The sequence below is a fragment of the Streptomyces typhae genome, assembly GCF_009755605.1.
Classification (GTDB): Bacteria; Actinomycetota; Actinomycetes; order Streptomycetales; family Streptomycetaceae; genus Streptomyces; species Streptomyces typhae.
In genome coordinates, this window is sequence record NZ_WPNZ01000033.1 from 26,155 (window position 1) to 43,612 (window position 17,458).

The window sequence follows — 17,458 nt, forward strand, 5'->3', positions numbered from 1 at the left end:
CGAGGGTCGCTGGGGCCGTGCTGCGTCTTGTCCCGCATGCCTTCGTGCAACGTGATCGGGCAAGTCTACAGAGCAGCGATCAACGCCGGGATCCGCGGTCGGGATGCGCGGTCGGCGCCGTCAGGTTTCCTGGGGCCTCGCCGTCCGCGGCAGCGCGACCATGATGACGGTCATGATCACGAACAGGGCGGCGGAGTAGAGCAGTCCGCGTCCGAAGGACCGGGCGAAGGTCTCGGCCCTGACGTCGGGTCCGGCGTCCTCCAGGGCTCGCAGGACCGCCGTGGACTGCCCCTCGGTGACTCCGGCGGGCAGGCCGCGGCAGCTCTCGGGCACGGCGTCCGCGTCGGGCTCGCCGAGGCGGTCCTCGGTGCAGGTCCGGTAGCCCGCGAGGATGTCGTCCTGGGCCGCGCGGTCGGTGACGCCGGCCGCCGTCAGCTCGTGCCGGATCGCCGGTTCGGCCGCGTCGACGCCCTTGCCGGACTGTCCGGGCAGCACGCCGAGGAAGACGACGGCCACCATGGCGATGCCGACGGCGAGGCCCAGTTGGCCGGAGGTGTTGAGCACGCCCGACGCGGAGCCCGCGTCCTTGTGCGGTACGTCGGTGAGGGCGAAGTCGACCACCGGGGCGACCACCGCTCCCATGCCGAGGCCGAACACGAACAGCGGGGCGACCATGTGCCAGGAGCTGATGTCCGGGCCGTAGTGACCGCTGACCAGGACGAAGAACAGCGCCCCCGTGACGAGCAGGGCGCCGCCCGCGAAGAGGACCTTGCGCCCGAACCTCGGGGTGAGCAGGTCGCCCGCGAGGGCGGCCGTGACCATCAGGCCGAGGAACATCGGCAGCGCGGTGAGGCCCGAGCGCAGGGGCGACCAGCCGAGCCCCGTCTGCATGTACAGGGACCACATCAGGAAGAAGGTGCCGTAGGCGACGCTGTACAGCAGGTTGACGCTGAAGCCGCCGGCGAAGCTGCGGGTGCGGAACAGGCTCAGGGGGATCAGCGGGGTGCCGCCTCGGGCGATCAGCCGGCGTTCGTACCCGACGAAGACCATCAGGACGACGGCCGAGCCCGCCATCATCGCGAACGTCCACAGGGGCCAGCCGAGGTCGCGCCCCTGGTTGAGGGGGTAGACGAGCATCAGCACGGCCGTCGTGGCCATCAGGACGCCCACCAGGTCGAGCCGCGGCGCGTCGGGCGCCTTGGACTCGCGCACGTACAGCAGCGCCGCGACGAACGTGACGACGCCGAGGGGGATGTTGACGAGGAAGATCGGCCGCCACGCCAGGCCGAGGAGGTCGGCGCTGACGAGCACGCCGCCGATGACCGGGCCGAGGACGAGCGCGAGGCCCGCGATGCCGCCGTAGGTGCCGAGGACCTTGCCGCGCTCGTCCCTCGGGAACGTGACGTGGATGAGGGACAGGACCTGGGGGATCATCAGCCCCGCGGTCGCGCCCTGGGCGATCCGCGCCCCGGTCAGCAGGGCCGGGTCGGGCGCGACGCCGCACAGCACGGAGGCGGCGGTGAAGCCGCCGAGGCCGATGAGCAGCATGCGCTTGCGGCCGTAGATGTCGCCGAGGCGACCGCCGGTGATGAGCAGGGCGGCGAAGGCGAGTGTGTAGCCGGCCGTGATCCAGGCGATCGCGGAGTAGCCGGCGTCGATGTCCTTCTGGATGCTCGTGATCGCGACATTGACGATGGTCACGTCGAGCAGGTCCATGAAGGCCGCGCAGAGGATCACGGCGAGCGCGTACCAGCGCTTCGGATCCGGCGCCGGCTCCTGTAACGCCGCGGCCGGTGTGCCGTCCGGGACTTCTTCCGTGGCTTGCTCGGTAGGGGCGGTCATGGGAGCTTCCCAGCCTTTCCTGACGTCCTGTAGCCTCACCCGTAAAGAATCTCAGGGGCAGAATATCTCGGTAGCAAAGACTTAAGGAAAGTAAGTTGGGTCGTGAGTCATGTCAAGCAGTGAGTCCACACAGATGAGTTCGGCACCGCGCAGCTACCACGAGAGCGCCGGCAAGAGCACCGGGGACGCGGAGCGGGACGAGGTGCTCAAGGAGGTGATGGTCGCGGGCCGGGAGCTGGGACTCTCCTTCCTGTCCCTGAACGCGGCCACCGCACGCGCGCTCACCATGCATCCGACGGACGCGTGGATCATGTCCTATCTCCAGAGCGTTCCGGCCGACTCCCCGGTCTCCCCCGGGGACATCGCCAAGGTCACCGATCTGACGACGGGCGCCGTCACGGGAGTGATCGACCGCCTGGAGGCCAACGGGTACGTGACGCGCGAGCGTGACCCCCATGACCGCCGCAAGGTCATCGTCCGCCCCGCCAAGAAGAGCAAGAAGATCGCCGAGGCGTTCCGCCCGACGATCGAGGACGCCGTCGAGCTGGGCCTCGCCTACAGCACGGAGGAACTCCGCATCATCACCAAGTACTTGCACGAGAGCAAGGCGATCACCGAGCGGACCATCGCGCGCCTGCGCGACCTGTGACCGGTCCGCCCACAGCGAGCCGCCCACGAGCAAGCCGCTCACGGGCAAACCGCCCACGGGCAAGCCGCTCTCGGGCGGTTTGCTCAGGCGGAGGCGGAAACAGACCGACGGCCCGTCCCGCCCCGGACGGGCCGTCTCCGTGTACGACAGGACCTAGGGCCTGTCGTCAGACTCCCTCCTGCCACGTGACGCCATGCACGCACTCTCGCCGCACCGGGCCCAGACCCAAGTACGTCCAGTACGAGGGCCTGGGCCCGGCACGCCGAGAGCACGCACCTGACGCCACGCGGCCGCCCTCCGGGCGACGAAGGGAGTCTGACGACAGGCCCTAGCTGGCCGCGGCGTGGATCTCCGCGCCGGTGGCCGTGCCGTGCGCCCGGTCCGTGCCGAGCACGCTCACGGCGTGGGCCGCGGAGGCCAGGGTCATGTGGCGGTGCCAGCCGCCGTAGGAGCGGCCGGTGAAGTCGCGGATGCCGAGGCGGTCGGCGGTCTCGCGGAAGTCGTGCTCCACGCGCCGGGTGAGCTTGGTCAGCCGCACCAGGGTGTGGGCCCGTGCCTGCGTCGCGTCGGTCAGCCACAGCTCCATGGGCCACTGCCCGCGCCCCTCCCCCACGCCGAGCAGCGTCAGTTCGCCGGGCCCGGCGAACTGACGCGCCGCCTGCGAGGGGCGCACCCGCACCAGGGCCGCCAGGTTCAGCCCGCACGCGCCGTCGAGGCCGGACGCGGGCAGCGGGACGGGCCGCACCTGGCCGCGCGCGGACGCCATGATCTGCGCCGCGGAGCGGGTCTCGGGGCGCCGGCCGCGCAGCCCCGGGTCCGTCGCCTCCAGGTGCAGGGAGCCTCCGATCCGCGCCAGGAACGGGACACCGGCGGCCCGGAAGCGCCCGACGGCCGCCGCCAGGTCGAGGTGCCGGGCGTCGAGGACCACGGGCCGCCGCGCGAGGCCCCAGCCGCGCACCGCCTCCACCGCCGCCTCCACCGCCGCACCGCCGGGCGCGGGCGCCCCCACGTCGTCGGGGATGCAGGCCTGGCGGCGCCGGGTGCGGTCGTCGAGCCAGGCGGCCGACAGGTGCAGGCGCCAGTTGACGGGGGCGCTCATCTCCTCGGAGGCGAACCAGACCCCGGTGGCCTGCTGGGCGTTGACGAGCTGGCCCCGCTCCGACACATAGCTGCGGTCCACACCGACGGAGTTCTCGCCGGCCTTCGGGATGACCGTCGGCCGCACCACGTACGCCAGCGGCGGTGCCTGCTCGGCGAGGTGGCGGGCGAGCGCTCCGCGCACCGTCATCCAGTCCCAGCCGGAGTTGCAGACGAAATGGTGCAGGCTCTGCTCGGTGGCGGAACCCCCGAGCATGGCCGCCATGTTCCGGATCGATCTGCGCCCCTGTGCCCCGAGCAGCCCGCGCAGGTAGTCGACGCCCTTGCGGCGCTGGTCGCTGCGGCGCAACGAGGCGAAGAGCACCGCGCTCATTTCGTTGAACACACGCTCGTCCCAGGTGGCGGGCGTGAGCGCCCGGCTCCCGAACTGGACGGCACCGTGGACAGACCTGTGACCGACAGCGTTCATGGGTCCCCCGTTGACCGTTGGAAGAGGAGAGAGGAGAGAGCAGAGGAATGAGATGAATGACAGGAACAAGAGGAATGCGGAGTGAAGCGAGGGAAAGAAGCGAGAGGGATGGGAGCGGCGGCCAGGTCCCCTGCGGCGGCCCCGAACTCCGGCCTCCACACTGCCTTTTCCGTTCGCGGTCGCCAAGGTAGGCAGGGCACCCTCCCGGCTCCCCGAGGTGAGGGGGACCCCCCGCCTCCGCTTCCGGGCACGCGCCGGCCGGTGCCCCGCGGGTCCGCGCGCCCGGATTCCCGGCGGGGGGTGGTGCCCGGAGAACACCGGTGGCAAAGGTTCCGCCAATTCCGTGGGTGCCGGACGACCAGGGCGCCCGGCACCCGTACGAGCTCGGGCTGAGGCACGCACACGCACACGCACGGGCACGTGTGCCGCAGGCACAGGAACGGCGACGCCCGGCTGTACGGCCCCGTGGGGGGTCGTACAGCCGGGCGTCCGCAGGAGCCGGCTCTTCCCGTGCGCGCGCTCAGCGCCCGAGCGTCACCGCCCTGGCGTGCGCGCCCGACTCCAGGAGCGCGTCCATCACCGCCGCCTGCTCCACCGCGTCGGCGCGGCCGAAGGGCGGTTCGGTGCCGTCGAGGACCGCCCGCGAGACGTCGTCGAACTGCATGCGCGACACGGCGTAGGTGCCGCCGCACCCGTACGCGCCCTCGGGGTCGACGGGGAGGTACTCGCTGACCGGGTCGGCGTGCGGCGGCGGCCCCTGGCGCTGCAGTTCGAGGTGGGTGACGTCGCGGCTGAACCACGGGTCGTCGAGCACGAACCGGCCGGTGGTGCCGACGACGTGCAGGGCGTCGCCGCGGCACACCTCCTGGCCCACCTCGAACTGGGCGAGCACGTCGCCGGGCAGGCGCAGTTGGGCCGAGAAGTTCAGATCCGCCCCGCCGTCGCGCCGCACCTCCTCCGCGTACACGCGCTCGGGGCTCCCGCCGAAGAAGCGGATGGCCGACAGGGTGAAGGCACCCAGGTCGAACAGGCCGCCACCGCCGAGCTCACGGTGGCGGCGGAAGTAGTCGGGCGGCAGGTTGGCCGTGCAGGCCGCGTAGAGGTAGCGGAGTTCACCGATCACTCCCTCGCCCAGGAGCCGCTTCGCGAGCAGGGTCCGGGGATGGTGCCGGAAGAAGATGCCCTCCATGCACAGGCGCCCGGCCTCCTCGGCGACGCGGAAGACCTCGTCGGCGTCCTTCGCGGTCAGCGCCAGCGGTTTCTCGACGACCACGTGCTTGCCCGCCCGCAGGGCGCGGATCGCCGCTGGGGCGTGCCCCACGGGGTCGACCGCGACGAAGACGGCCTCCACCTCGTCGTCGGCGAGGAGTTCCTCGTACGTGCCGTACGCCCGTGCCAGGCCGTGCCGGTCGGCGTAGGCGCGCGCCGACGCGGCGTCGTCGTGCGCCACCGCGACGAACTCCGTCGTCCGGGAGCCCGCGTTCGCGCGCATCGCGACGTCCGCGTAGGCCCCCGTGACAAGCAGGCCCCACCGCACCCTTCCGCTCATGACGTTCTCCCCTTCTGTGCTCGCTTTTCTGTGCTCGCTGCCGCGGCGCGGTCTCCGTCTTCGCCGCCGCGGGTCGGTTTCCGTCCTTGCTGCCGCGGGTCGGTTTCCGTCCTTGCTGCCGCGGATCGCTGCCTCAGATGCCGTGCGTGGACTCCGGCAGGTCCGGGACGCTGCTCAGCGCGATCCCGAACCACTTCTCGAACTCGGCCTTGAACTCGTCGTCGGTCGCGAGCACCCGCGACTCCTTGCCGCCGGCGCCGTGGTGGGTGAGCACCCGGTTGAACAGCGAGACGCGGCCCGTCTCCGTGACGACGGACGCCCACAGCTGGCCCGCGCTGTGCACGTCGGGCGACGTGGCGAAGTACCACATGACGGTCTCGAAGTCGTCGAGGTCCCGCGGGTGCGGCTCCACGCGCCAGCGCAGCACGCCGTCGTGGAACATCTCCACGTCGCCCTCCGGGGTGTGGACGAGCCGGTACTCGCCGTGCTCGTCCTTCTGCACTCCGCGCTCGGTGAGCCGCAGCGGCCTGCGGCTGGCCCAGCGGAAGCCGACGTCCACCAGGTACGACCGCTCCAGCTCGACCCGCAGCAGCACATGGCCGTTGTGGACGCCCCGGAACGGCGCGTGGCCGTTGTGCAGGACGCGCCCGCCGAGTGCGCCGACCCGGAATCCGAGCGACCGCAGCAGCAGCGCGAACCCGGCGTTCAGCTCGCCGCAGCCGCCGCCCCGGTGGCGTCGCACGATCTTGTCGTAGACGAACTCGTCCGTCATGTTGGGTATCTCGCGCTCCGCGAAGGAGAGCGTCTCGAAGGGGACCGTCATGAGATGGCGCTCCTGGAGATGGCAGAGCGCTTCGTAGTCCGGCCTCTTCGGCCGCTCGGCTCCGATCCGGTCGAGATAGGCGTCGATGTCGAAGTCGGTGTGGATATCGGTGTCGACGTCGGTGTCGGTGTCGGTGTCGACTTTGGGGTTGGTGTCGGCTCCGGTCATTGTCGTCCTTCCTCCGTGCGGGCGTGCGGGCGTGCGGGGCGGGGGCGGGGTCACCAGCGCAGCAGGGTGAAGGCGTACGTCATGCCGCCCCCGTAGGCGACCATCAGCACGAGGTCGCCCGGCCGGAGGGCGCCCTCGCGCTCCGCCTGGTGCAGGGTGACCGGGACCGACGCCGATCCCGTGTTGCCGTAGACGGGGGCGGTCGCGTGCAGCCGCGCGCAGTCGAGCCCGAGCACGCCGCCGAGGTGGGCGACGAGCTTCGCGTTGCCCTGGTGCAGCACGGCGTGGGCCACGTCGGCCTTGTCGACGTCGTTCTCCTTGAGGAACTCGTCGAGCATGCCGGGCACCCACTCCAGGAGGGCCCGGGAGATGGCGCGGCCGTCCATGTGGACGTGGTGCGCCATCCCGTCGACCGTCTCGCGGGTCGCCGGTGAGCGGCTGCCGCCCGCGGGGATGATCGCCAGGTCGGCCCGCGACCCGTCGCTGAGGAGCTTGGTGGCGAGGATCTCGTGGCCGTGCCCGTGCCCGGCGGGGCCGAGCACGGCCGCGCCCGCGCCGTCGCCCCACAGGACGACGGTGCGCCGGTCGGCGGGGTCGAGGAAGCGCGTGTAGACGTCGGCACCGATCACCAGGGCGTGACCGCCGGTGCCGCGCAGGAACTTCTCGGCGGTGGCGAGTCCGGTGAGGAATCCGCTGCACGCGGCGCTCACGTCGAAGGCCGCGGTGTCGACCGAGCACTCCAGCGCGTCCGCGACCCGGCAGGCCACGGCGGCCACCAGCTCGTCCGGGGTGGTGGTGCCGACGATGACCAGGGAGAGGTCGGCGGCGCGCAGCCCCGACCGCTCAAGGGCCTGCCGGGCGGCGATGGTGGCGAGATCCGACGTGGCCTGGTCCGCGCCGGCACGACGGCGGGTGTGGATGCCGGTCGCACGGACGATCCACTCCTCCGTGACCCCGGCGGGGCCCGCGACCTCCTCGTTGCTGATGACGCGGGGCGGCAGGTAGGAGCCGATGCCCAGGATTCCGACGGCCGGGCCTGCCTGCTGGGTTCCGTGGTTGGTGAACAACAGTCGCGTTCCTCCTCTGCGCGGACTCGCCCCGGGAGCGTGGCGAGCCGGAAGCGGCACGTGCGGGTCCTCAGCGACTGTGCAGGGCCCCGGACCGGGGCCAAAGGGGCCGTGTCCGACTCTGTCAGGTGCCCCGGAGAATCTTCGAGAGGAAGGAGCTTTTCAGGTGAGATACTTGCTCACTAAGATATACCGTCCTACGATGCAGCGACCGAGGCGTGCGCGTCCCTCGGGCCGCCGCAGCCCGCGCACCGGCCGCCGTGGCCGCCGAACCCGGCCCCGCGGCCTCCCGAAATCGTCCTAGGAGTGCCATGAGCAGCACGGACAACGACCTGAGCAGCACAGGACCGCGCTTACGCGACCAGCCTCCGGGCCGGGTCGACTTCACGATGATGTTCCTCACCCACGACGCCTTCCTGCGCGACCTGCGCCGTCTGGAGGCCGCGGTGGCGGCGGGCAGGTCCGGCGAGAGGGCCGTCCGCAACGGCTGGGAGACCATCAAGGAGGAACTGCACATCCACCACGTCGGGGAGGACGAGGCGATCTGGCCGCCGCTGCGGGAGGCGCTCTCCGCGTCGACGGACCTCGCCGTCCGGGCCGAACTCGGCGTACTCGACCTGATGGAGGAGGAGCACGGCCGGATCGACCCGCTGCAGACGCGCGTGGACGCCGCGTTCGCGGCAGGCGGCGAGGAACTCGAACTCGCCGTCAAGGAGTTCGCCACGGCCATGGCCTCCCACATGGAGCACGAGGAGGACCAGGCGCTGCCCCTGGTCGAGCAGCACCTCGGCCCCGAGGGCTGGGCCCGGTACCACCAGTTCATGATCGGCACCAACGGCCCCGACCGGGTGGGCGCCTATCTGGCCTGGCTGCTCGACGACGTCCCGGAGGCCACCCTGGAAAAGATCCTCGGGATGCTGCCGCCGCCGGTGCGCGCCGCCTACCGGCAGAAGTTCGAACCGGAGTACCGTGCCGTCCCGCGCTGGACCGCGCCCACCGCCTGAGGTGCGACCGCGCGCACCGCACGACCCCACCGCCGAGTCCGCCCGAAAGGTGACGATGCCCCTCCTCATGGGCCAAGTCGTGGTGGCGGGGAGCAGCGTCGGCGGCCTCGCCGCGGCGCTCGCCGTCGCCCGGCAGCGGCACCGCGTCACGGTGCTCGGGGAACGCTGCTCCTTCGTGCCGCCGGACGCGGGGGTCCATCTTCGCCCCGGCGACCTGGAGGCGCTCGGCCGGCTCGGCGTGCGCCTGCCCGGCCCCGGACAGGCCGTCTCCGTACGGGAGTTGCGGCTCCTCGACGGGGTGACCGGCGAGCCCCTCGCCTCGGTGCCCGCCGGGCCGCGGCAGGGGCGGCCGCATGCTGTCGTGGCGGACCGCGACCTGCGGGACCTGCTGCGCAAGGCGTGCGGCGACGACCCGTTGATCTGCATCCGCGACGACGTCTCCGTGGTGCACTACGAACAGACCGGCGAGAGCCTGACGGTGTTCCTGTCCTCCGGCGAACGGCACCGCAGCGACGCGCTGATCGGCGCCGACGGCGTCTGCTCCCCCGTCAGACTCCGCCTCACCGGGGACGCGGCACGGCTCTCGCCGCACGCCACGTTCCACACGTCCGTCACGTTCGACGGCCTGCCCGAGACCCTGATCGCCGAGCTCTCGGCGCGGACCGCGGTGACCCTGTGGGCGGGCCCCGGCTGGCAGTTGGTCCACTACCCGGCCGGGGGCAGCCGTCTCGGCATCGTCGTCACCTGCGCGCACGACGCCCGCTCCCTGGTCCAGGGCGTCCGCACGTCCGCCGCGCGGATACACGACCGGCTTCCCGGACTCGCGGTGCCCGCCGCCGAGTTGCTGGCCCGCGGCGCGGACTGGCGCATGTGGGTGTGGTGCGACCAGGAGCGGACGCCCCGCTGGCACGAGGGCCGGGTGGTACTCACCGGCGCCGCCGTCAGGCCCGCCTTCCAGTACTCCCTGCCCGCCGCCTTCGTGGCCGTCGACGACGCGGTCCTGCTCGGCGACGTGATGGACTGCGACGCCGCGGACTTCCCCGCGGCGTTCCGGTCCTACGCCGCCCACCGCGGGCGCGGCGGGCGCGCGCCGGGCACCTGACACAGTCGCGCGGGCGCGGGCGACGCGCCGGCGGGCCTCGGCTAGCGTCGGACGGGCGAGCCGCGCCCGGCGCGGGCCCGGCTCCCGGCGAGTCCGGCTCTCCGGGAGCCGGGCCCGCGCGGCGTGCCGCCGAAGCGCCGGGAAGACCGGGCCGCCAGGGAGAAGCCGGCCGACCGCGGGACACCGGGCCTGCGGGGCCTCCCGGGCCTGCGGGCCTCCGGGCCTCCGGGCCTCCGGGCCTGCGGAAGAAGCCGACCACCGTGAGACACCGGGCCGCCCGAAGAAGCCGGCCCACCCAGCAGTGGGGAGAACGTCGTGCTCGAATTCTTTGTGCTCGGACGCCTTGAGGCCCGCTCCGTCCACGGCGGGACGACCCTGCGCGGGAGCTTCCAGCGCAGCCTCCTGCTGTCCCTGCTCGTCAGCGAGGGACGGATGGTCTCCTCGGAGGCCCTGGTCCAGGAGGTGTGGGGCGAGGACCCGCCGGGCGGTGTGGGCAACGCCCTGCAAGCACACGTCAGCAGGCTGCGCAAGAAGCTCGACGCCCTGGAGCCCGAGCGCACCCGGGCCCGCCTGGTGGGCGACCCGCACGGGTACCAGCTCCTCCTCGACGGCGCCACCCTGGACGCCGACGCCTTCGCCCGCTCGGTGCGCGAGGCCCGCGCCGCCGCGCCCGAGGCCCCCGGCCGGGCCCGCGACACCCTGCGCGCCGCCCTGCTGCGGTGGCGCGGCCCGGCCCTCGCGGACGTGGGCGGGGTGCTGTGCCGCTCGGCGGCGGCACGCTACGACGAGAACCGCGTCCAGGCCCTGGAGCTGCTCTTCGACAGCGAACTGGCGCTCGGCAACCACGCCCACGTCCTCGGCGAGCTGCGCGAGGCGTGCGCCGAGAACCCGCTGCGCGAACGCTTCTGCGAGCAGCTCATGCTCGCCCTGTACCGGTCGGGCAGACAGGCGGAGGCCCTGGAGACCTACCGGCAGCTCTGGTCGCGGCTGACCGAGGAACTGGGCATCGAGCCCTCGCCCCTGCTGCGCCGGATCGAGCGGGCCATCCTGCGGCACGACCCGCAGCTCGCGCCGCCAGGACCGCGCACGTCGGTGCCGTCGGTGCCGTCCGTGGCCTGACGTGCCACGGTCACACACCGTGCCCGCTGTTCCCGCCGTCCAGACTCCGCCCCCTGTTCCCGCCGTCCCGGCTCCGCACCCTGTCCCCGCGGTGCTTCCGGGCCGCCTCGTACGAGGGCAGCAGCCCCTTCGCGAGCGCATCGGCCAGGTGCGGTGCCGCCGCGTCGCGCGGGGACTGCGCCGGCGCGGCGACCGGCCACGGGATGCCGAGCTGCGGGTCGAGGGCCTGGACGACGTGCTCCCGCTGCGGGGCGTACGTCTCGGAGCACAGGTACAGCATCTGCGCGTCGTCGGTGAGGGCGCAGAAGGCGTGCCCGAGCCCCTCCTCGATCAGCAGCGCCGTGCGCCGGGTGTCGTCGAGCCGCACCGCCTGCCGGCGGCCGAAGGTGGGCGAGCCGGTCCTGAGGTCGACCACGACGTCGAACACCGCGCCGCGCACACAGGTGACGAACTTCGCCTGGCCGGGCGGGACGTCGGCGAAGTGGATCCCCCGGACGACGCCCCGCGCGGACGTCGACATGCTCCCCTGGAGCACCTCGAACCGGCGCCCCGTCACCTCGGCGAGCAGGTCCGGCCTGAAGCACTCCAGGAAGGCGCCCCGTTCGTCCGCGTGCACCTCGGGCACGATCTCCCAGGCACCTTCCAGGGCCAGCGGCCGGATCTCCATGGATGTCGTCCTTCCTGGTCGTCGGTCGTCCTTCTTGGCCGTACGCCGTCCTTCTGGTGCGTCGTCCTTCGCGACCGTCAGAGCGGGAGCCGCACCGAACTGTGGTCGCCGAGGACCAGACGGGTGCTGTTGGGGACCCTGGGTGCGGCGGTCACCGTGGCCCGGCGGCCGATCAGCGAGGACTGCAGCCGCCCGACCCCCTCGATGGAGGCCTCCGGCAGCACGATGGAGAACTCGATCTCGCTGTGGGCCACCCGGCAGCCGTCGGAGACGGAGGTGAAGGGGCCGATGTAGCAGTCCGTCAGCTCGCAGTCGGCGCCGATCGCGGCGGGGCCGATGATCCGCGAGTTGCGCACCACGGCACCGCGGGCCACGACCACACGGCCGACGATCTCGCTGGCCTCGTCCACGTCCCCCTCGACGAGGGGCTCGACCCGCTCCAGGACCTCCCGGTTGACCTCCAGCATGTCCGCGACGTTGCCGGTGTCCTTCCAGTAGCCGGTGATCTCCGACGAACGGACCGGGCAGCCGTCCTCGATGAGCCGCTGGATGGCGTCGGTGATCTCCAGCTCCCCGCGCGCCGACGGGGCGAGCCCGTCGATCGCCCGGTGGATCGCGGGCGTGAAGAGATAGACACCGACGAGCGCCAGATCGCTCTTCGGGAACTCCGGCTTCTCCACGAGCCGCCGCACTTCGCCGCGCTCGTCCAACTCGGCCACGCCGAAGGCGCTGGGGTCTGAGACCCGGGTCAACAGGATCTGGGCATCCGCGGGACGGCTGCGGAATTGCTCGACGAAGGGCACGATGCCGTCGATGATGAAGTTGTCGCCGAGATACATGACAAAGTCGGAGTCGCCGAGGAATTCCCGGGCGATACGCACTCCGTGGGCGAGGCCCAGCGGGGCGTCCTGGCGGATGTAGGTCACGTCGAGGCCGAACCGTGAGCCGTCGCCGACGGCCTCCCTGATCTCCTGCTCCGTGTCCCCGACGACCACGCCGACCTGCGTGATCCCGGCCTCGGCCAGGGATTCCAGACCGTAGAAGAGAACCGGCCGGTTGGCGACGGGGACGAGCTGCTTCGCGGATGTGTGGGTGATCGGGCGCAGCCGGGTGCCCGACCCCCCGGCCAGAACGAGTCCTTTCACGGCAACTCCTGTATTCGGCACTGCGCCCGGGAAAGAGGCGTGCCGCCCGGAATCGGGCGGTGCCCCCAACATGCGGTACGGCGCTGATGGCCGACTGACGCCCGCCGCACACTTCGAGAACACCTCGCTGACAACTCGCTGACGGACCTGACTTACTATCCGCGGGGCGATGGACCGGCCTTTGTCCGTATGCGGGAATGGAGGACCAGAAGGGAGACACACATCATGAGAATTCTTTTTGCGACGACCCCGGGGATCGGCCATTCCTTTCCCACCGTGCCGCTCGCCTGGGCGCTGCGCCTGGCCGGTCACGAGGTGCTCTACGCCACCGGCGGCGACGCGCTCGCGGTCCGCGAGGCCGGTCTGCCCGTCGAGGACGTGTGCCCCGGCAGGACCGTGGTCAGCATGGTCCAGGAGACGTTCGCCGCCCGCCCCGACCTCGCGGCCGCGTACGCCGAGGTGGACCACTCGTCCTTCGAGTCCACGCAGCGCTTCTACGCCGTGCTCCTGAACCAGCAGACCGACATGATGGACCGCTACGTCGCCGTCGCCCAGGAGTGGCAGCCCGACGCGGTGGTCTTCTCCTCCCTCGGCATCGGCGGTCTGCTGGCCGCGGGCAAGGTCGGCGTCCCCGCGTTCGAGCACGGCTACGGCTTCGTGCACACCGGCCGCTACACCCGCGACCTGCGCGAGTGGAACGCCGAGTGCTTCGAGCGGCACGACGCCGAACTCCCCGAGGTCCTGCACACCATCGACATCGCCCCGCCGAGCGTCGCCGGCGACGGCGGTACCGGCGGCGCGGCCTGGCCGCTGCGGCACCTGCCGTACAACGGCGGCGGTGTGGTGCCCGAGTGGCTGCACACGCCGTCCGAGCGGCCGCGGATCACGGTGACCCTCGGCACCACGGCGCCCGGCTTCGGCGGGCTCGGCCCGCTCGACCGGGTCATCGAGCTCGCCGCGGGCACGGACGCCGAATTCGTGCTCGCGCTCGGCGACATCGACACCTCCTCGCTGCCGACGCTGCCCGACAACGCCCGCCTCGCCGGCTGGGTCCCGCTCAATCTGCTGCTCGGCCGGAGCGCGGGCCTCATCCACCACGGCGGCTCCGGCACCACGCTGGCCGCCCTCGAAGCGGGCCTGCCGCAGATCCTCATGCCCGACCAGGGCGAGCGCGCCGAGAGCGCGGCGCGGGTCGCGGCGCGCGGCGCCGGGCTGAACGTACGCCACGAGGAGATCTCCGCGGAGCACGTCGACGCGCTCCTGAACGACGGCGCGCTGCGCAAGTGCGCAGCGGAGGTCCGCCGGGAGATCCACGGCCTGCCGCTGCCCGCCGCGGTCGCGGAGCGCCTGGTCGCCGCGGTCGCGGGCTGAGCGGCGGCAGACGATGCGCATTCTCGTCACCGGCGGCGCGGGCTTCATCGGCTCCGAGTTCGTGCGCGGGCTCCTGACCCGCCGCACGGACCGGGTGACCGTGCTCGACGCGCTCACGTACTCGGGCGACCTGGCCAACCTGGCGCCTGTGGCCCAGTCGCCGGCCTTCGACTTCGTCCACGCCGACATCCGTGACGCCGACGCGGTCCGGCGGATCGTGCCCGGCCACGACGCCGTCGTCCACTTCGCGGCCGAGTCGCACGTCGACCGGTCGATCGCCAGTGCCACGCCGTTCGTCACCACGAACGTGCACGGCACCCAGGTCCTCCTCGACGCCGCGGTCGAGCACGGCGTGGGCAGGTTCGTCCATGTCTCCACGGACGAGGTGTACGGCTCCATCGACACCGGCGCGTGGTCGGAGGACCAGGTGCTCGACCCCAGCTCGCCGTACTCGGCGTCCAAGGCGGCGTCCGACCTGCTCGCGCTCTCCTACCACCGCACGCACGGCCTGGACGTGGTGATCACCCGCTGCTCCAACAACTACGGCCCCTACCAGTACTGGGAGAAGCTGATCCCGCTGTTCGTGACCCGGCTGCTGCGGGGCGAGCAGGTGCCGCTGTACGGCAAGGGCGACAACGTACGGGAGTGGCTGCACGTCACCGACCACTGCCGGGGCGTCGAACTCGCCCTGGACAAGGGCCGTCCCGGGGAGATCTACCACATCGGCGGCGGCACCGAGCTGACCAACGCCGAGCTGGTCGACCGGCTCCTGGACGCCTGCGGCCGGGACTGGAACGCGGTCCGCCGGGTGCCGGACCGCAAGGGCCACGACCGCCGCTACGCCCTGTCCACCGACAAGATCCGCGACGAGCTCGGCTACGCCCCGCGGGTGGCCTTCGACGCGGGCCTCGCGGACACCGTCGCCTGGTACCGGGACAACCCGCACTGGTGGCAGTCCCGCGGCTCCACGTCCGAGAAGGTCGTGGTCGGTGCTTGATGGGCGGTGAGCACTGGCTGGTGACGGGGGCCGCGGGCATGCTCGCCCGCGAGGTGCTCGCCGTCCTGGCCGAGGACCCCACCGCCCGGGTGACCGGCGCGACCCGGGCGGTCCTCGACATCACCGACTCCCGCGCGGTGCGGTCCCGGGTCGCCGAGCACGACATCGTCGTCAACACCGCGGCGTGGACGGCCGTCGACCTCGCCGAGACCCACGAGGCCGAGGCCCTCGCCGTCAACGGCGCGGCGGTCGGCGACCTGGCCGCCGCCTGCGCGGCCGCCGCCGTCCCCCTGATCCATGTCTCGACGGACCATGTGTTCGCGGGCCGGAACGCGTTCCCGTACCCGGAGTACGCCGCCACCGGCCCGCTCAACGCCTACGGCCGCAGCAAGCTCGCCGGTGAGCGGGCGGTGGCCCGGGTCCTTCCCGACACGGGTTACGTGGTGCGCACCTGCTGGCTGTACGGCCGGCACGGCACGAACTTCGTCAGGAAGATCCTGCACCGTCTCGCCGCCGAGGAGACCTTCCACGTCGTCGACGACCAGTACGGACAGCCGACGAGCGCCCGCGCGCTCGCGGTGCGGCTCGTCGAACTCGGCAGGCGGGCGCTGTGCCGCCGCGCCGCGGCCGGGATCTACCACGGCTCCGCCGCCGGGCAGACGACCTGGTTCGGGTTCGCCCGTGCCCTGCTCGCCCGCCTCGGCATCGACCCCGCACGCGTCCGCCCCTGCGCCACCGCGGACTTCCCCACCCCGGCCGTCCGGCCCCCGTACGCGGTGCTCGGGCAGGACCGCTGGGCGCTGACCGGCCTCGCGCCCCTGGCGCACTGGCAGGACATGCTCCGCGACACCCTGCCGCCCGGCCCCGACGAGGGGCCCGAGACCGCCTTCACCCGTCTTGTCCGCTCCGCCCGGCGCTGAGGCCGGGCCACGCGGCGGACCAACTCCCCTGCGAAAGGTTGGAACATGAGCGAGGAATCAAGGGACCCGGCGCGCCAGGTCGAGGCCTGCCGGGTGTGCGGCGGAGCCGACTGGCAGGAGGTCGTCTCCTTCGGACCGCTGCCGCTCGCCAACAGCTACCTCGACCCGGCCGACTCCTTCGACGACGAGCCGCGCCATCCGCTCGGCGTCGTCTCCTGCCGGTCGTGCCGGCTGATGTCGCTGACCCACACGGTCGACCCGGAGGTGCTGTACCGCAGGTACTTCTACGTCACCTCCGACTCCGAGACCATCACCCGGCACATGCGCGCCATCGCCGAGCTGTGCGTCGGCCGGTTCGCGATGCCGCGGGGCGGCCTCGTCGTCGAGATGGGCAGCAACACCGGCCAGCAGCTCGCCGCCTTCCGCGACCTCGGCATGGAGATCCTGGGTGTCGACCCGGCGCGCGACCTCGCGGCGATCGCCACCGGGTCCGGTGTCGAGACGCTGCCGGACTTCTTCTCGGCGGCCACCGCCGCGCGGATCGCGAAGGAGTACGGGCGGGCCCGGCTCGTCCTCGGCCGCCATGTGTTCGCGCACATCGACGACGTCGGCGACATCGTGCGCGGCGTGCGCGAACTCCTCGAACCGGAGGGCGTGTTCGCGATCGAGGTCCCGTACGCCCTGGACATGCTGGAGCACAACGAGTTCGACACGATCTACCACGAGCACCTCTCGTACTACGCGGTGAGCACGCTGTCGACGCTGTTCGAGCGGCACGGCATGCGGATCGTGGACGTGGAGCGCGCGGCCGTGCACGGCGGTTCGATCATCGTCTTCGCCGGGCGTGACGACGCGTCCTGGCAGGAGCGGCCCGCGGTGGCCGAACTGCGGCGCCTGGAGCGCGACTCCGGGTTCTTCGACGACGCCACGTACACCGCCTTCGCGGGGCGCGTGGAACACATCCGCAAGACGCTGCCGCCGCTGGTGCGGGGCCTGGTCGCGGACGGTCTGCGGGTCGCCGGCTACGGCGCGCCCGCCAAGGGCAACACCCTGCTCGGCGTGTGCGGCCTCGGCTCCGACGACCTGGAGTTCTGCGTCGACACCACCGACCTGAAGCAGGGCAAGCTGCAGCCCGGCGCCCACATACCGATCCACTCCCCGGCGTACGGCGCGCAGCACCCGCCGGACGTCTATCTGCTCCTCGCCTGGAACTACGCGGAGGAGATCCTGCGCAAGGAACGCGCGTTCCTGGAGAGCGGGGGCCGGTTCATCGTGCCCGTGCCCGAGCCGAGGATCGTCTCCGCCGAGGACCTGTGAGCCCTCGGGCCACAGGGCAGGGCTGTCCACCCCGCGCCCGGGGGTGGGCAGCCCGCGCGCGTTCCGGGGCGGCGTCGCGGCGGGCGTGACCGGCGGGCGTGCGTGTGCCCCCGCCCCGCCGCGGGCGCGCGGCGGGGCGGGGGCACGGGCC

15 protein-coding genes are annotated in these 17,458 nt (G+C 72.5%); 8 read left to right on the forward strand and 7 right to left on the reverse strand.

Annotated features, from left to right (window positions below; genetic code table 11):
• Positions 1–120 precede the first annotated feature (120 nt).
• The gene (locus GPA10_RS38265) at positions 121–1,842 is read right to left on the reverse strand and encodes an MFS transporter (protein WP_157169448.1); all 1,722 of its coding nucleotides are present in this window, start codon (positions 1,840–1,842) and stop codon (positions 121–123) included.
• A gap of 133 nt (positions 1,843–1,975) precedes the next feature.
• Here GPA10_RS38265 and GPA10_RS38270 point away from each other — a divergent pair, with 133 nt between their 5' ends.
• Positions 1,976–2,491, forward strand: a complete 516-nt coding sequence (locus GPA10_RS38270) for a MarR family winged helix-turn-helix transcriptional regulator (RefSeq protein ID WP_058845486.1) — start codon at positions 1,976–1,978, stop codon at positions 2,489–2,491.
• Between the two features lie 328 nt (positions 2,492–2,819).
• On the opposite strand, the gene GPA10_RS38275 is transcribed toward GPA10_RS38270, so the two are convergent.
• The 4 genes from GPA10_RS38275 to GPA10_RS38290 all read right to left on the reverse strand — a co-directional run bounded on the left by GPA10_RS38275 (position 2,820) and on the right by GPA10_RS38290 (position 7,665).
• Complete coding sequence (locus tag GPA10_RS38275; protein ID WP_246260495.1) at positions 2,820–4,058, reverse strand: IS701 family transposase; 1,239 nt, start codon at positions 4,056–4,058, stop codon at positions 2,820–2,822.
• A gap of 520 nt (positions 4,059–4,578) precedes the next feature.
• Positions 4,579–5,607 (reverse strand): Gfo/Idh/MocA family protein, encoded by a 1,029-nt coding sequence (locus GPA10_RS38280; protein ID WP_157169449.1) that lies wholly within the window; start codon positions 5,605–5,607, stop codon positions 4,579–4,581.
• Between the two features lie 133 nt (positions 5,608–5,740).
• On the reverse strand, positions 5,741–6,598 hold the full coding sequence (locus GPA10_RS42000; RefSeq protein WP_198351833.1) for an arylamine N-acetyltransferase family protein: 858 nt from the start codon (positions 6,596–6,598) through the stop codon (positions 5,741–5,743).
• Between the two features lie 50 nt (positions 6,599–6,648).
• Positions 6,649–7,665 (reverse strand): 3-oxoacyl-ACP synthase III family protein, encoded by a 1,017-nt coding sequence (locus GPA10_RS38290; RefSeq protein ID WP_157169450.1) that lies wholly within the window; start codon positions 7,663–7,665, stop codon positions 6,649–6,651.
• 311 nt (positions 7,666–7,976) lie between these two features.
• Here GPA10_RS38290 and GPA10_RS38295 point away from each other — a divergent pair, with 311 nt between their 5' ends.
• From GPA10_RS38295 to GPA10_RS38305, 3 genes are all read left to right on the forward strand, one after another.
• Entirely contained in the window at positions 7,977–8,669 is a 693-nt protein-coding gene (locus tag GPA10_RS38295) for a hemerythrin domain-containing protein (RefSeq protein WP_157169451.1), read from the forward strand.
• A gap of 55 nt (positions 8,670–8,724) precedes the next feature.
• A complete protein-coding gene (locus tag GPA10_RS38300) occupies positions 8,725–9,771 on the forward strand; it encodes an FAD-dependent monooxygenase (RefSeq protein WP_157169452.1) in 1,047 nt (348 codons plus the stop codon).
• Positions 9,772–10,086: 315 nt separating this feature from the next.
• Entirely contained in the window at positions 10,087–10,890 is an 804-nt protein-coding gene (locus GPA10_RS38305) for an AfsR/SARP family transcriptional regulator (RefSeq protein WP_343041788.1), read from the forward strand.
• Positions 10,891–10,900: 10 nt separating this feature from the next.
• On the opposite strand, the gene GPA10_RS38310 is transcribed toward GPA10_RS38305, so the two are convergent.
• Together GPA10_RS38310 and GPA10_RS38315 are read right to left on the reverse strand one after the other, a co-directional pair.
• On the reverse strand, positions 10,901–11,551 hold the full coding sequence (locus tag GPA10_RS38310) for a dTDP-4-dehydrorhamnose 3,5-epimerase family protein (RefSeq protein WP_343041798.1): 651 nt from the start codon (positions 11,549–11,551) through the stop codon (positions 10,901–10,903).
• Between the two features lie 83 nt (positions 11,552–11,634).
• Complete coding sequence (locus GPA10_RS38315) at positions 11,635–12,702, reverse strand: glucose-1-phosphate thymidylyltransferase (RefSeq protein ID WP_058845478.1); 1,068 nt, start codon at positions 12,700–12,702, stop codon at positions 11,635–11,637.
• Between the two features lie 225 nt (positions 12,703–12,927).
• On the opposite strand from GPA10_RS38315, the gene GPA10_RS38320 reads away from it, so the two are divergent.
• Genes GPA10_RS38320 through GPA10_RS38335 form a run of 4 tightly spaced genes read left to right on the forward strand, consistent with a single transcriptional unit; the run spans position 12,928 to position 17,307 of the window.
• Positions 12,928–14,073, forward strand: a complete 1,146-nt coding sequence (locus GPA10_RS38320) for a nucleotide disphospho-sugar-binding domain-containing protein (RefSeq protein ID WP_157169455.1) — start codon at positions 12,928–12,930, stop codon at positions 14,071–14,073.
• Positions 14,074–14,086: 13 nt separating this feature from the next.
• Complete coding sequence (rfbB, locus tag GPA10_RS38325; protein WP_157169456.1) at positions 14,087–15,070, forward strand: dTDP-glucose 4,6-dehydratase; 984 nt, start codon at positions 14,087–14,089, stop codon at positions 15,068–15,070.
• The gene (gene rfbD, locus GPA10_RS38330) at positions 15,070–15,990 is read left to right on the forward strand and encodes a dTDP-4-dehydrorhamnose reductase (RefSeq protein WP_157169457.1); all 921 of its coding nucleotides are present in this window, start codon (positions 15,070–15,072) and stop codon (positions 15,988–15,990) included. The genes rfbB and rfbD overlap by 1 nt, the downstream gene beginning before the upstream one ends.
• Before the next feature lie 45 nt (positions 15,991–16,035).
• A complete protein-coding gene (locus tag GPA10_RS38335; protein ID WP_157169458.1) occupies positions 16,036–17,307 on the forward strand; it encodes a class I SAM-dependent methyltransferase in 1,272 nt (423 codons plus the stop codon).
• The last annotated feature ends 151 nt before the right edge of the window (positions 17,308–17,458 follow it).